14 protein-coding genes and 1 tRNA gene are annotated in these 13,453 nt (G+C 64.2%); 13 read left to right on the top strand and 2 right to left on the bottom strand.

Going from position 1 to position 13,453, the window contains the following annotated elements; genetic code table 11:
• Positions 1 to 29 precede the first annotated feature (29 nt).
• Together WS49_RS21835 and WS49_RS21830 are read right to left on the bottom strand one after the other, a co-directional pair.
• Positions 30 to 671, bottom strand: a complete 642-nt coding sequence (locus WS49_RS21835) for a carbonic anhydrase (RefSeq protein WP_059533220.1) — start codon at positions 669 to 671, stop codon at positions 30 to 32.
• Between the two features lie 385 nt (positions 672 to 1,056).
• On the bottom strand, positions 1,057 to 1,569 hold the full coding sequence (locus tag WS49_RS21830; protein ID WP_059533217.1) for a hypothetical protein: 513 nt from the start codon (positions 1,567 to 1,569) through the stop codon (positions 1,057 to 1,059).
• Between the two features lie 190 nt (positions 1,570 to 1,759).
• Between WS49_RS21830 and WS49_RS21825 the strand changes: the two genes are divergently transcribed.
• From WS49_RS21825 to nuoF, 13 genes are all read left to right on the top strand, one after another.
• Positions 1,760 to 3,019, top strand: coding sequence for a branched-chain amino acid ABC transporter substrate-binding protein (locus WS49_RS21825; protein ID WP_059533291.1), 1,260 nt, complete (start codon positions 1,760 to 1,762; stop codon positions 3,017 to 3,019).
• Between the two features lie 119 nt (positions 3,020 to 3,138).
• The gene (gene rpsO, locus WS49_RS21820; RefSeq protein ID WP_006398792.1) at positions 3,139 to 3,408 is read left to right on the top strand and encodes a 30S ribosomal protein S15; all 270 of its coding nucleotides are present in this window, start codon (positions 3,139 to 3,141) and stop codon (positions 3,406 to 3,408) included.
• Positions 3,409 to 3,698: 290 nt separating this feature from the next.
• A complete protein-coding gene (gene pnp / locus WS49_RS21815; RefSeq protein WP_059533215.1) occupies positions 3,699 to 5,846 on the top strand; it encodes a polyribonucleotide nucleotidyltransferase in 2,148 nt (715 codons plus the stop codon).
• Positions 5,847 to 5,986: 140 nt separating this feature from the next.
• Positions 5,987 to 7,006: an NAD(P)H-quinone oxidoreductase gene (locus WS49_RS21810; RefSeq protein ID WP_059533213.1), complete on the top strand. Its 1,020-nt coding sequence runs from the start codon at positions 5,987 to 5,989 to the stop codon at positions 7,004 to 7,006.
• A 141-nt stretch (positions 7,007 to 7,147) separates the two neighbouring features.
• Positions 7,148 to 7,903, top strand: coding sequence for a triose-phosphate isomerase (tpiA, locus tag WS49_RS21805; protein ID WP_059533211.1), 756 nt, complete (start codon positions 7,148 to 7,150; stop codon positions 7,901 to 7,903).
• Between the two features lie 72 nt (positions 7,904 to 7,975).
• Positions 7,976 to 8,353, top strand: a complete 378-nt coding sequence (gene secG, locus WS49_RS21800; protein WP_059533209.1) for a preprotein translocase subunit SecG — start codon at positions 7,976 to 7,978, stop codon at positions 8,351 to 8,353.
• A 111-nt stretch (positions 8,354 to 8,464) separates the two neighbouring features.
• Positions 8,465 to 8,549, top strand: a tRNA-Leu gene (locus tag WS49_RS21795).
• A 154-nt stretch (positions 8,550 to 8,703) separates the two neighbouring features.
• On the top strand, positions 8,704 to 9,063 hold the full coding sequence (locus WS49_RS21790; RefSeq protein ID WP_006398798.1) for an NADH-quinone oxidoreductase subunit A: 360 nt from the start codon (positions 8,704 to 8,706) through the stop codon (positions 9,061 to 9,063).
• Positions 9,064 to 9,125: 62 nt separating this feature from the next.
• A complete protein-coding gene (locus tag WS49_RS21785; RefSeq protein WP_006398799.1) occupies positions 9,126 to 9,605 on the top strand; it encodes a NuoB/complex I 20 kDa subunit family protein in 480 nt (159 codons plus the stop codon).
• Between the two features lie 21 nt (positions 9,606 to 9,626).
• Positions 9,627 to 10,229 (top strand): NADH-quinone oxidoreductase subunit C, encoded by a 603-nt coding sequence (locus tag WS49_RS21780; RefSeq protein ID WP_059533206.1) that lies wholly within the window; start codon positions 9,627 to 9,629, stop codon positions 10,227 to 10,229.
• A 9-nt stretch (positions 10,230 to 10,238) separates the two neighbouring features.
• Complete coding sequence (locus tag WS49_RS21775; RefSeq protein ID WP_012364320.1) at positions 10,239 to 11,492, top strand: NADH-quinone oxidoreductase subunit D; 1,254 nt, start codon at positions 10,239 to 10,241, stop codon at positions 11,490 to 11,492.
• Between the two features lie 168 nt (positions 11,493 to 11,660).
• The gene (gene nuoE / locus WS49_RS21770; protein WP_006478266.1) at positions 11,661 to 12,146 is read left to right on the top strand and encodes an NADH-quinone oxidoreductase subunit NuoE; all 486 of its coding nucleotides are present in this window, start codon (positions 11,661 to 11,663) and stop codon (positions 12,144 to 12,146) included.
• Positions 12,143 to 13,453: an NADH-quinone oxidoreductase subunit NuoF gene (nuoF, locus tag WS49_RS21765; protein ID WP_006756904.1), complete on the top strand. Its 1,311-nt coding sequence runs from the start codon at positions 12,143 to 12,145 to the stop codon at positions 13,451 to 13,453. Before nuoE ends, nuoF begins: the two co-directional genes overlap by 4 nt.

Raw genomic sequence — 13,453 nt, 5'->3', positions numbered from 1 at the left:
GTGATTTCATTGGCGTAGGGGGAGGCGGATCAGCCGAGCGCGGCGGCCATGGCGGCAGGCTCCGGCTCTGCTTCGGCCGGTGGTGCCGTGTAGCCGGAGTCGAGTTCCTTCAGGCGGCCGTCCGCGAGTGAAAAGATCCAGCCGTGAACGAGGGGCGGCCGCTGCCGGCCATGCACGATCGGCGACGCGCGCAGCAGCCGCACTTGTTCGAGCACGTTGAGCTCGGCCAGGCGGTCGGCCGCCGCCGTGTCGTCGAGTTCGTCGAGCGTGTCGCGATGGCGTCGTGCGAGCGCGCACAGCGGCGCGATGCGGCGCGCGACGTGCGGCAGGTCGGCGGGCGGCGGCAGCAGCGACGCGCGCACGCCGCCGCATCCGTAGTGGCCGCACACGATCACGTGGTCGACTTCGAGCACGCGCACGGCGTACTCGAGCACGCTCGCCGAATTGTCGTCGTCGGGATGGAACAGGTTCGCGATGTTGCGATGGACGAACAGCTCGCCGGGCACGCAGTGCGTGATGGTTTCGGCGGGCACCCGGCTGTCGGCGCAGCCGATCCACAGCACCCGAGGGTTCTGGCCGCGCGCGAGCGCATCGAAGAAGCCGGGCGTGTGTTCGTGCGTTTCGCGGGCCCAGGCGATGTTGGCAACCAGCATGCTCTTGGGGCGATTCATGAGGACTCCTTTGTGATAAGGACAAGCAGATACCGGACGAAGTGGAGCAATATGATGCTTTCTAGATTGAAAGGTTCAATTTCGTCCGATATTAGGGGTATGCCCTAACGTCCGGTGCCAATGATACAAATTGTTTCAACTGGATCTGGAGAGGTGCATCGAATGCACCAATCCAACGCATGACATGTATCGTGCATGCCTGTTTCCCGCTGGCGCCCATGGCACGGGGCTTCGCATAATGCGGTCAGCACAGCTTCGATCGGAAAGGATTGCCGCGTCGAATTGGAAATTAGTCGAATATGACGGAAAAAAAGAAATGGCCACTCACGCAATAATTCGTGAATGTCCATTGTGAAAATTGCGCGTAAATGCGCAATCGATCCGATCAGAACAGGTTGCGACGGTCGGGGTCGTGCAGCGGGTCCGGCGTTTTTTGCGTGGTGCGCAGAATGCCTTGCGGGTCGAAGTAGAAGCTGTACATCATGTACCAGACGTTGTCTTCGAGATAGCGGTAGGTCCACACCTCGCGCTTCATCAGCGGGAAGTAGGACGTCTCGACCGGGCGGCCGAAATTGACGAGCACGTCGGTCTTGGTCCACTTGCCGATTTCCGCGCGATAGAACTCGCTCGGCTGCAGCACCTGACGGACGTTGACGATCCGGTGGGCCGCGTCGACGTCGGCCGCGACGGTGATTTCGCCCATCGGCTGGGTCGGCCACATCAGACGCTTGCCGCCGCCGGGCAGGTCGTAGATCTCGCGCGGCGGGCCCATGCGCGCGACGATCGCCGACTCGTCCTGGCCGGCCTGATATTGCTGCCACGGCTGTGCACAACCGGCAAGCAGCGCCGCCGCGCAGGCGACCAGCGCCGGCAGGCGCACGGGAAGGCGAATGGGCATGGGATTCTCCAGGGCTTTCTAACTGTTCAGTTGTATCACGGACGGCGCGCGCAGGCGCATCATGCCGAAAAAATCGGTGCGGATCGCGGCAGGCGCGTCGTCGGGGCGTCGCATCGCGCCGCGCTTGCGGCCGGCAGTGTCTGCGGCCTATGATCCGCGCTTCTCGGACAGATCGAAGGGCAGGGAGCCGATGCAGCTGTGGAAACGATGCGCGCTCGCATTGAGCGCGGGGTGGACGCTGGCGTCGTGCGCGTTCGCGGCAGGTGAGCCGGTGCGGATCGCGCTGATAGAAGGAATGTCGGGCCCGTTCGCGAACGCGGGCGCGGCGGTCGAGCGCAACCTGCGCTTCGGCGTCGAACAGGTCAATGCGGCGGGCGGCGTGAAACTGCGCGATGGCGCGCACCCGCTCGAACTCGTCGTGCTCGACAGCAAGGGCAGCCCGGAGGAGGCGCTCGTGCAGTTGCGCGCGGCGGCGGACCGGCACATCGGCTTCGTTGCGCAGGGCAACAGCTCGGCAGTCGCTGCCGCGCTCGTCGCGGCGCTCGACAAGCTGAACACGCGCAATCCGGACAGCCGGATGCTGTTCCTCAACTATTCGGCTGACGATCCGGCGCTGACCGGTGCGCGCTGCAGCTTCTGGCATTTCCGCTTCGACGCGCACGCGGGGATGCGGATGGCCGCGCTGGCCGACGTGATGGCGCGTGACCGCGCGCTGCGCAAGGTCTACCTGCTGAACCAGGACTACAGCTTCGGTCACGACGTCAGCGGTCTGGCCCGGCAGGCGCTGGCCGAGCGGCGTCCCGACGTGACGATTGCCGGCGACGAATTCCATCCGATCGGCCGCATCAAGGATTTCTCCCCTTATATCGCGAAGATCCGGGCGAGCGGTGCGGACGCCGTCGTGACCGGCAACTGGGGCAACGACCTCACGCTGCTCGTGAAGGCGGCACGCGAGCAGGGGCTGAACGCGAAGTTCTATACGTTCTACGGCAACAGCCTCGGCGCGCCCGCCGCGCTGGGCGATGCGGGCGTCGGGCGGGTGGTGGCCGTTGCGGACTGGCATCCGAACGCAGGCGGCGCGAAGTCGGACGCGTTTTACCGCGCGTTCCGGAACCGTTTTCCCGCCGCTCAGGACGACTACCCGGTGCGGCGCATGAGCCTGATGATCGAGATGCTCGCGGCGGCGATGACTCGGGCCGGCTCGACCGACCCCGTGGCGGTGGCGCGTGCGCTGGAGGGGCTGTCGTTCGACGACGGCTTCCACGCGTCCACGATGCGCGTGCAGGATCATCAGTTGATCCAGCCCCTTTATGTGATGGAAATGGACAAGGCTGGCGCGCCCGGCGTGCGCTTCGACAACGAGGGCTCGGGATATGGCTTCCGGACGATCCTCGCGGTGCCTGCGCAGCGCACCCAGACGCCGTCGACCTGCTCGATGACGCGCCCGTGACAGGGGGCGGTAGGAACGGCGTGCAGTTGTGCTACAATGCCCGCCGGTTGTAAGTCACGGCACGGCCATTCTTCCGTGTCCGCCTGTTCAGTTAGCAAGTAGGAAACAAAGGAAATCACATGTCTGTTGCAGATATCAAGAAGTCGGAAGTCGTTGCTCAGTTCGCCCGCGGTACCAACGACACGGGCTCGCCCGAAGTCCAGGTCGCACTGCTGACCGCACGTATCGTCGAACTGACGGGTCACTTCAAGACCCACGCGAAGGACCACCACAGCCGCCGCGGCCTGCTGCGCATGGTGAGCCGCCGCCGCAAGCTGCTCGACTACCTCAAGGGCAAGGATGCCGACCGTTACCGCGCACTGATCGAGAAGCTGGGTCTGCGTAAGTAATCGAGGCGATTGCCGCCAGCAAGATGCCTGTGTCAGTCCGCTGATGCAGGCATTTTGTTTTTGCGCGGTGCGTAGCGTCACGCGCACCGCGGGTTGTCCGGCACGTGAGTGCCGGCTGCCGGAACGGCTGATACCGGGGTCGGGATTTGTGTCATTCCAGCGCGCCGCTCGACGAGCGCCGCGCTGGAATGGCATAAAAAACACACCTTGCTCCGGGTGATTCGGTCGGGACGCCGCCGCACGGGATGGCCCGGGCGGCGAATGAAATGAATGAATTCAAAGGAGCAACCATGTCCATGTTCAACAAGGTCGTGAAGGAATTCCAGTGGGGCCAGCACAAGGTGCGCCTCGAAACCGGTGAAGTCGCTCGCCAGGCGAGCGGTGCCGTGATCGTCGACGTGGAAGACACCGTCGTGCTGGCAACCGTCGTCGGCGCGAAGTCGGCGAAGCCGGGCCAGGATTTCTTCCCGCTGACCGTCGACTACCTCGAAAAGACCTACTCGGCCGGCAAGATCCCGGGCGGCTTCTTCCGTCGCGAAGGCCGTCCGTCGGAACACGAGACGCTGACGTCGCGCCTGATCGACCGTCCGCTGCGCCCGCTGTTCCCGGAAGGTTTCTACAACGAAGTGCAGGTCGTGATCCACGTGCTGTCCGTGAACCCGGAAATCCCGGCGGACATCCCCGCGCTGATCGGTGCATCGGCTGCGCTCGCCGTGTCGGGCCTGCCGTTCAACGGTCCGGTCGGTGCCGCGCGCGTCGCGTACATCGACAACGCATACGTGCTGAACCCGACGCGTGACCAGATCAAGGCATCGAGCCTCGACCTCGTCGTCGCCGGTACGGAGCGTGCGGTGCTGATGGTCGAATCGGAAGCCGACCAGCTGCCGGAAGACGTGATGCTGGGCGCGGTCGTGTTCGGCCACGAGCAGATGCAGACGGCGATCGATGCGATCCACGAACTCGTGCGCGAAGGTGGCAAGCCCGAGTGGGACTGGCAGCCGGCACCGAAGAACGAGGCGCTGATCGCGCGCGTGACGGAACTGGCGCACGGCGACCTGCTCGCCGCTTACCAGCTGCGCGACAAGCAAGCGCGTTCGACGAAGTTGAAGGAAGTCTACGCGGCGACCTCGGCGAAGCTCGAGGAAGACGCGCTGGCGGCCGGCACGGTCGCGGCCGACAAGGCTACCGTCGGCAACATCCTGTTCGACATCGAAGCGAAGATCGTCCGTTCGCAGATCCTGAACGGCGAGCCGCGCATCGACGGTCGCGACACGCGCACCGTGCGTCCGATCGAGATCCGCACCGGCGTGCTGCCGCGCACCCACGGTTCGGCGCTGTTCACGCGTGGCGAAACGCAGGCGCTCGTCGTCGCGACGCTCGGCACGAAGGGTGACGAGCAGATCATCGACGCGCTCGAAGGCGAATACCGCGAGCGCTTCATGCTCCACTACAACATGCCCCCGTTCGCGACCGGCGAAACGGGGCGCGTCGGCTCGCCGAAGCGTCGTGAAATCGGCCACGGCCGTCTCGCGAAGCGCGCGCTGGTCAAGTGCCTGCCGAGCGCCGACGAATTCGGCTACTCGATCCGCGTCGTGTCGGAAATCACCGAATCGAACGGTTCGTCGTCGATGGCGTCGGTGTGCGGTGGCTGCCTCGCGCTGATGGACGCCGGCGTGCCGATGAAGGCGCACGTCGCGGGTATCGCGATGGGCCTGATCCTCGAAGGCAACAAGTTCGCGGTGCTGACCGACATCCTCGGTGACGAGGATCACCTCGGCGACATGGACTTCAAGGTAGCCGGCACGGAGCAAGGCGTGACGGCGCTGCAGATGGACATCAAGATCCAGGGCATCACGAAGGAAATCATGCAGGTCGCGCTCGCGCAGGCGAAGGAAGGCCGCATGCACATCCTCGGCAAGATGACGTCGGCGGTCTCGGGTGCGAACACGCAACTGTCGGAATTCGCGCCGCGCATGATCACGATCAAGATCAACCCGGAAAAGATCCGCGACGTGATCGGCAAGGGCGGTTCGGTGATCCGTGCGCTGACGGAAGAAACCGGCACGACCATCGATATCTCGGATGACGGCGTCGTGACGATCGCGAGCACGAACAGCGAAGGCATGGCCGAAGCGAAGAAGCGCATCGAGCAAATCACGGCCGAGATCGAAGTCGGCCAGGTGTACGAAGGCACGGTGCTCAAGCTGCTCGATTTCGGCGCGATCGTGAACCTGCTGCCGGGCAAGGACGGCCTGCTGCACATCTCGGAAATCGTCAACGAACGCGTGAAGGACATCAACGACTACCTGAAGGAAGGTCAGCAGGTGAAGGTCAAGGTGATCCAGACGGACGAGAAGGGTCGCGTGCGTCTGTCGGCGAAGGCGCTGCTGAACGAAGCAGCGGCAGCGTCGCAGTCGGATACGCCGCCGCAGCAGTAAGCGGACAGGCGTGAGAACGGCCGGCAGTGCGAAAGCGTGCCGGCCGTTTTTTCTGTAGCATCGTTGTGCGGCGCAGCAGCGCCGGCGAGGCGCCCGTGCCGCGCACGGGTGCGCCCCCGACTGATCCTGGAGCGACCACCATGAAAGCCATCGAAATCACCGAATTCGGCGCCCCCGACGTGCTGAAGCTGGCGGAGCGTCCGCGCCCCGAACCGAAGCGCGGCGAAGTGTTGATCAAGGTGACGGCTTCCGGCGTGAACCGGCCGGACGTATTCCAGCGCAAGGGCGCGTATGCGCCGCCGCCGGGGGCGTCGGATCTGCCGGGCCTCGAGGTCGCGGGCGAGATCGTCGGCGGCGACCTGTCGGATGCGGCGCTGAACCCGTTCGGCCTGGAGCTGGGCGATCGCGTCTGTGCACTGCTTGCGGGCGGCGGTTACGCCGAATATGCGGTTGCGCCGCTGCCGCAATGCCTGCCGGTGCCAGACGGGCTGACCGACATCGAGGCCGCATCGCTGCCTGAAACCTTCTTCACGGTGTGGAGCAACGTGTTCGACCGTGCGCTGCTCGGCGCGGGCGAGGGCGGCGAGCAGGAAACGCTGCTTGTGCAGGGCGGCTCGAGCGGGATCGGCGTGACGGCGATCCAGATCGCGCACGCGCTCGGCTTTCGCGTGTTCGCGACGGCCGGGAATGCCGACAAATGCCGCGCATGCGAGGCGCTCGGCGCCGAGCGTGCGATCAACTACAAGACCGAGGACTTCGTCGAGGTCGTCAAGTCGCTGACACACGATCGCGGCGTCGACGTGATCCTCGACATGGTCGCGGGCTCGTACGTGCCGCGCGAACTGTCCGCGCTCGCGGATGGCGGCCGCCTCGTGCTGATCGCGTTGCTCGGCGGCGCGAAGGCCGAGGTCAACCTGAATGAAATCCTGCGCCGCCGGCTGACGGTGACGGGCTCGACGCTGCGTCCGCGTCCGGTCGAATTCAAGGCGCGCATCGCCGCGCAGCTGAAGGCGCGCGTCTGGCCGCTGCTCGCGGACGGTCGCATCAAGCCCGTCATCTACCGCGTGCTGCCGGCTGGGGAGGCCGCGCAGGCGCATGCGCTAATGGAAAGCGGCGAGCACATCGGCAAGATCGTGCTTGATTGGGGCGCGAACGCGTGACGGTCCGTGCGGCGGGCTTGACATGCGCGGTTTGACCGGTTCAAGCCGCGCGCAGTAAAATCGCGGGTTTGCTTCGCCAGATCCAACCTGACGGGCCGGTTTCCGGCGCGTTAATGACAAGATAGTGACGAGACAGACACGATGTCGAAACAACGAACGAAGCGAGTGATCGGCAACTGGAAGATGCACGGCCGGCTGGCCGGCAACCAGGCATTGCTGAACGAAGTGGTGCAGGGCGCGGGCGCGGTGGCGGCCGAGACGTCGATCGGCGTGTGCGTGCCGTTCCCGTATCTCGCGCAGGTTCAGGCGCAGCTCGCCGGCGGCCGTGTCGCGTTCGGCGCGCAGGACGTGTCCGCGCACGAGCAGGGCGCGTTCACCGGTGAAGTGGCGGCCGCGATGGTGGCGGAGTTCGGCGCGCAGTATGCGATCGTCGGTCATTCGGAGCGCCGCGCGTACCACGGCGAGCGCAACGAAACCGTCGCCGCCAAGACGCAGCGCGCGCTTGCGGCGGGCCTCACGCCCGTCGTGTGCGTCGGCGAAACGCTTGACGAGCGCGAAGCGGGTGCGACCGAGCAGGTAGTCGGTACGCAGCTCGACGCCGTGCTGGCCGTGCTGACGGCTGACGAAGCGGCGCGCATCGTCGTCGCGTACGAGCCGGTCTGGGCGATCGGCACGGGCAAGAGCGCGACGTCGGCGCAGGCGCAGGACGTGCACGCATTCCTGCGAGCGCGTCTCGCGGCGAAGGGAGCGGCGGACGTATCGGTGCTGTACGGCGGCAGCGTGAAGCCGGACAACGCGGAAGAGCTGTTCGCGCAGCCTGACATCGATGGCGGCCTGATCGGCGGCGCGTCGCTGAAGGCGGAAGATTTCCTGGCGATCTGCCGGGCCGCACGTTGAGCGGTCCGGGATCGAATTGAACCATGATGGCGGCCGGTTGGTCCGGTTGCCTGATCCAATCGGGTGGATGTGATGCTGTTATTCAAGACGCTGATTATTGTCGTGCAGGTGCTGTCTGCACTCGGTGTGATCGGACTCGTGCTGCTGCAGCACGGCAAGGGCGCCGACATGGGCGCTGCATTCGGCAGCGGCGCGTCGGGCAGCCTGTTCGGTGCAACGGGCTCCGCCAACTTCCTGTCGCGCACGACGGGCATTCTCGCGACGATCTTCTTCGTCGCGACGCTCGCGCTGACGTACCTCGGTTCGTACAAGTCGACGCCGTCGGCCGGCGTGCTCGGCACCGCCGCGACCGCGCCGGCATCGGCACCCGCAGCGTCGGCGCCGGCCGTCGCCGCGTCCGCTGCCGCGGGTTCGGCGGCGAGCGCACCGGGCCAGGATGTCCCGAAATAAAAAGTCGAATTTTTTGCGTTTGTGCGTTGAACAAATCTGGAACTCGGGTTAGAATTTAATTCTTGAAGCGATTCGCGGGAAACAAGCAGCACAACCCGAGTTGCATGCAGTGCCGACGTGGTGAAATTGGTAGACACGCTATCTTGAGGGGGTAGTGGCGAAAGCTGTGCGAGTTCGAGTCTCGCCGTCGGCACCAAAGTTACTCAATGCCAGCCGCTTCTAGTGGCTGGCATTTTTCATTTCTGGGGTGTGCCTTGCGATTGTCTTGTGATCGCACGCACTCCGAAATGATTCCTTCCGCCGGAAGTGGTATTCTCCGGACGCTCAGAACCAACCGATAGAGGATTGCCTTGAACCTCGCAGCCTATTACCCCGTCTTGTTGTTCCTCCTCGTGGGCACTGGTTTAGGTATAGCGCTGGTCAGCATCGGCAAGCTCCTTGGTCCCAATAAGCCGGACGTCGAGAAGAATGCACCGTATGAGTGCGGCTTCGAAGCCTTTGAAGACGCCCGGATGAAATTCGACGTCCGGTACTACCTCGTCGCCATCCTGTTCATCATCTTCGATCTCGAAACCGCATTCCTGTTTCCGTGGGGCGTCGCGCTCCGGGACATCGGCTGGCCGGGTTTCATCGCAATGATGATTTTTCTGCTCGAATTCCTGCTGGGCTTTGCCTATATCTGGAAGAAAGGCGGCCTCGACTGGGAGTGATGGGTTAATCGCCGGTTTGCATGGGCGGCCACGCTGGGCCGCTCGTCTGGAGTGGAAAGCAAATGAGTATCGAAGGGGTCTTGAAGGAAGGGTTTGTCACCACGACGGCTGACAAGCTGATCAACTGGACGCGTACCGGCTCGCTGTGGCCGATGACGTTCGGGCTCGCGTGTTGCGCCGTCGAGATGATGCATGCGGGCGCGGCCCGCTATGACCTGGACCGGTTCGGGGTCGTGTTCCGTCCGAGCCCGCGTCAGTCGGACGTGATGATCGTCGCCGGCACGCTGTGCAACAAGATGGCGCCCGCGCTGCGCCGTGTGTACGACCAGATGGCCGAGCCGCGCTGGGTGATCTCGATGGGGTCGTGCGCGAACGGTGGCGGTTACTACCACTACTCATACTCGGTGGTCCGCGGTTGCGACCGGATCGTGCCCGTCGACGTCTACGTGCCGGGCTGTCCGCCCACGGCCGAGGCGCTGGTCTACGGCGTGATCCAGCTTCAGGCGAAGATCCGCCGCACCAATACCATCGCCCGTCAATAAAGCCCCGAGCGTCCCCTCAATATGGCAAGCAAAATCGAGACCCTCAAGGCAAGCCTCGAAGCCGCGCTCGGCGCGCGCGTGGTGAGCCTCACCGAAGCGATCGGTGAACTGACGCTCGTCGTGAAGGCGAGCGATTACCTCGAAGTCGCAAAGATGCTGCGCGACGATCCGAAGCTCCGTTTCGAGCAACTGATCGACCTCTGCGGCGTCGACTACCAGACCTACGGCGACGGCGCCTACGACGGCCCGCGTTTCGCGGCCGTGTCGCAGCTGCTGTCGGTCACGAACAACTGGCGCCTGCGCCTGCGCGTGTTCGCGCCGGACGACGATCTGCCGATCGTGGCATCGCTCGTCGACGTCTGGACCTCCGTAAACTGGTACGAGCGCGAAGCATTCGACCTGTACGGCCTCGTGTTCGAGGGTCACCCCGATCTGCGTCGCATCCTCACCGACTACGGCTTCATCGGCCATCCGTTCCGCAAGGACTTCCCGGTGTCGGGTTATGTCGAAATGCGTTACGACCCGGAAGAGAAGCGGGTCGTCTACCAGCCGGTGACGATCGAGCCGCGCGAAATCACGCCGCGCGTGATCCGCGAGGATCGCTATGGCGGTCTGAAACATTAAGGGGGCGTCATGGCAGAAATCAAGAACTACACCCTCAACTTCGGTCCGCAGCACCCGGCAGCGCACGGCGTGCTGCGCCTCGTGCTCGAGCTCGACGGCGAAGTCATCCAGCGTGCCGATCCGCACATCGGCCTGCTGCATCGCGCGACTGAAAAGCTCGCGGAAAACAAGACCTTCATCCAGTCCGTGCCGTACATGGACCGTCTCGACTACGTGTCGATGATGGTCAACGAGCACGGCTACGTGCTCGCGATCGAGCGTCTGCTCGGCATCGACGTGCCGGAGCGCGCGCAGTACATCCGCGTGCTGTTCGACGAGATCACGCGCGTGCTGAACCACCTGATGTGGATCGGCGCGCACGCACTCGACGTCGGCGCGATGGCGGTGTTCCTGTACGCATTCCGCGAGCGCGAAGACCTGATGGACGTGTACGAAGCGGTGTCCGGTGCCCGGATGCATGCGGCGTACTACCGTCCGGGCGGCGTCTACCGCGACCTGCCTGACGCAATGCCGCAATACAAGGCGTCGAAGATTCGCAACGAGAAGGCGCTCGCGAAGATGAACGAAGCGCGCAGCGGCTCGGTGCTCGACTTCATCGACGATTTCTTCACGCGCTTCCCGAAGTGCGTCGACGAATACGAAACGCTGCTGACCGACAACCGGATCTGGAAACAGCGTCTGGTCGGGATCGGCGTCGTCAGCCCGGAGCGTGCGCTGCAGATGGGCCTGACGGGCCCGATGCTGCGCGGCTCGGGTATCGCGTGGGACCTGCGCAAGAAGCAGCCGTACGAAGTGTACGACCGCATGGATTTCGACGTGCCGGTCGGCGTGAACGGCGATTGCTACGACCGCTATCTGGTGCGCGTCGAGGAAATGCGCCAGTCGATCCGCATCGCGAAACAGTGTATTGAGTGGCTCCGCAAGAATCCGGGCCCGGTGATGACCGACAATCACAAGGTTGCGCCGCCGTCGCGCGTCGGCATGAAGACCAACATGGAAGACTTGATTCACCACTTCAAGCTCTTCACCGAAGGTTTTCACGTGCCGGAAGGCGAGGCGTACGCGGCTGTCGAGCATCCGAAGGGCGAATTCGGCATCTACCTCGTGTCGGATGGTGCCAACAAGCCGTATCGCCTCAAGATCCGCGCACCGGGCTTCGCGCACCTCGCGTCGCTCGACGAAATGGCGCGCGGTCACATGATTGCCGACGCCGTCACGATCATCGGTACGCAGGACATCGTGTTCGGCGAAATCGATCGCTAATGGTCGCGCCGCCCGCGCGAGCGGGCGGCGAGCAGTAAGTCACACGCGATGCGCGCTGAACCGGCGCGGCTTCGCAAGCTGTCAACAGTGAGCGCCAGGTCTGCCGTCCTTGCACAGCAGTGCGGCAGGTTGTTCGTTCGGTAGGAATTGAAAGAGTCGTGTCTGAAAATGATCTCAGCTGAAGGCCTGAAGGAAATCGATCGAGCGTTGACGAAGTATCCCGCCGATCAGAAACAGTCCGCCGTGATGTCGGCGTTGGCCGTCGCTCAGGAAGAGCACGGCTGGCTGTCGCCCGAACTGATGCAGTTCGTCGCGGACTATCTCGGCATGCCGGCCGTCGCCGTGCAGGAAGTCGCGACGTTCTACACGATGTACGAGCTCAAACCGGTCGGCAAGCACAAGATCACGCTCTGCACGAACCTGCCGTGCCAGCTTGGCCCGCACGGCGGCGCGGAAGCGACTGCCGACTACCTGAAACAGAAGCTGGGCATCGGCTTCGGCGAGACCACGCCCGACGGCAAGTTCACGCTGAAGGAAGGCGAATGCATGGGCTCGTGCGGCGATGCGCCGGTGCTGCTGGTGAACAATCACAGAATGTGCAGCTTCATGAGCCGCGAGAAGATCGACCAGCTGCTTGAGGAGCTCTCGAAATGACGTCCCTCCACGACCGTCACATCAAACCGCTGATCCTCGCTGGTCTGAACGGCGAGAACTGGCATCTCGAAGACTACGTTGCGCGCGGCGGCTACAAGCAGCTGCGCCGCATTCTCGAAGAAAAGATTCCGCCGGAGCAGGTGATCGCCGACGTGAAGGCGTCGGGCCTGCGTGGCCGTGGCGGTGCGGGCTTCCCGACCGGCCTGAAGTGGAGCTTCATGCCGCGCCAGTTCCCGGGGCAGAAATACCTCGTCTGCAACTCGGACGAAGGCGAACCGGGCACGTTCAAGGATCGCGACATCCTGCGCTGGAACCCGCACGCGCTGATCGAAGGCATGGCCATCGGCGCGTACGCGATGGGCATCACCGTCGGCTACAACTACATCCACGGCGAAATCTTCGAAGTGTATCGACGCTTCGAGGCTGCGCTCGATGAAGCGCGTGCCGCGGGTTTCCTCGGCGACAACATCATGGGCTCGGAATTCTCGTTCCAGCTGCACGCGCACCACGGTTACGGCGCGTACATCTGCGGCGAGGAAACGGCGCTGCTCGAGTCGCTCGAAGGCAAGAAGGGCCAGCCGCGCTTCAAGCCGCCGTTCCCGGCGAGCTTCGGCGTGTACGGCAAGCCGACCACGATCAACAACACCGAGACGTTTGCCGCGGTGCCGTTCCTGCTGTCCATCGGGCCGCAGAATTACCTCGAGATCGGCAAGCCGAACAACGGCGGCACGAAGATCTTCTCGGTGTCGGGCGACGTCGAGCGTCCGGGCAACTACGAAGTGCCGCTCGGCACGCCGTTCGCGACGCTGATGGAGCTCGCCGGCGGGATGCGCGGCGGTCGCAAGATCAAGGCCGTGATTCCGGGCGGTTCGTCGGCACCGGTGATCCCGGGCGACATCATGATGCAGACCGATCTCGATTACGACTCGATCGCGAAGGCGGGCTCGATGCTCGGCTCCGGCGCGGTGATCGTGATGGACGAGACGCGCTGCATGGTGCGTTCGCTGCTGCGCCTGTCGTACTTCTACTACGAGGAATCGTGCGGCCAGTGCACGCCGTGCCGTGAAGGCACCGGCTGGCTGTATCGCGTCGTGAATCGTATCGAGCACGGCGAAGGTCGCCAGGAAGATCTGGACCTGCTGAACTCGGTTGCCGAGAACATCATGGGCCGCACGATCTGCGCGCTCGGCGATGCGGCGGCGATGCCGGTACGCGGGATGCTCAAGCATTACTGGGACGAATTCGCGTACCACGTCGAGCACAAGCACTGCATGGTCGGCGGCCACGCGCACGCGGCGGCAGCCTGA

Source organism: Burkholderia sp. RF7-non_BP4, assembly GCF_001521935.1.
Lineage (GTDB): Bacteria > Pseudomonadota > Gammaproteobacteria > Burkholderiales > Burkholderiaceae > Burkholderia > Burkholderia diffusa.
Note: the sequence above shows the minus strand (reverse complement) of the source record. Positions and strands in the feature narration are given on the sequence as shown.

Bases quoted from the DNA above. Each gene is read 5' to 3' on its own strand.
- WS49_RS21835 (WP_059533220.1), bottom strand. From the start codon at position 671: ATGAATCGCCCCAAGAGCATGCTGGTTGCCAACATCGCCTGGGCCCGC.
- WS49_RS21830 (WP_059533217.1), bottom strand. From the start codon at position 1,569: ATGCCCATTCGCCTTCCCGTGCGCCTGCCGGCGCTGGTCGCCTGCGCG.
- WS49_RS21825 (WP_059533291.1), top strand. From the start codon at position 1,760: ATGCAGCTGTGGAAACGATGCGCGCTCGCATTGAGCGCGGGGTGGACG.
- rpsO (WP_006398792.1), top strand. From the start codon at position 3,139: ATGTCTGTTGCAGATATCAAGAAGTCGGAAGTCGTTGCTCAGTTCGCC.
- pnp (WP_059533215.1), top strand. From the start codon at position 3,699: ATGTCCATGTTCAACAAGGTCGTGAAGGAATTCCAGTGGGGCCAGCAC.
- WS49_RS21810 (WP_059533213.1), top strand. From the start codon at position 5,987: ATGAAAGCCATCGAAATCACCGAATTCGGCGCCCCCGACGTGCTGAAG.
- tpiA (WP_059533211.1), top strand. From the start codon at position 7,148: ATGTCGAAACAACGAACGAAGCGAGTGATCGGCAACTGGAAGATGCAC.
- secG (WP_059533209.1), top strand. From the start codon at position 7,976: ATGCTGTTATTCAAGACGCTGATTATTGTCGTGCAGGTGCTGTCTGCA.
- WS49_RS21785 (WP_006398799.1), top strand. From the start codon at position 9,126: ATGAGTATCGAAGGGGTCTTGAAGGAAGGGTTTGTCACCACGACGGCT.
- WS49_RS21780 (WP_059533206.1), top strand. From the start codon at position 9,627: ATGGCAAGCAAAATCGAGACCCTCAAGGCAAGCCTCGAAGCCGCGCTC.
- WS49_RS21775 (WP_012364320.1), top strand. From the start codon at position 10,239: ATGGCAGAAATCAAGAACTACACCCTCAACTTCGGTCCGCAGCACCCG.
- nuoE (WP_006478266.1), top strand. From the start codon at position 11,661: ATGATCTCAGCTGAAGGCCTGAAGGAAATCGATCGAGCGTTGACGAAG.
- nuoF (WP_006756904.1), top strand. From the start codon at position 12,143: ATGACGTCCCTCCACGACCGTCACATCAAACCGCTGATCCTCGCTGGT.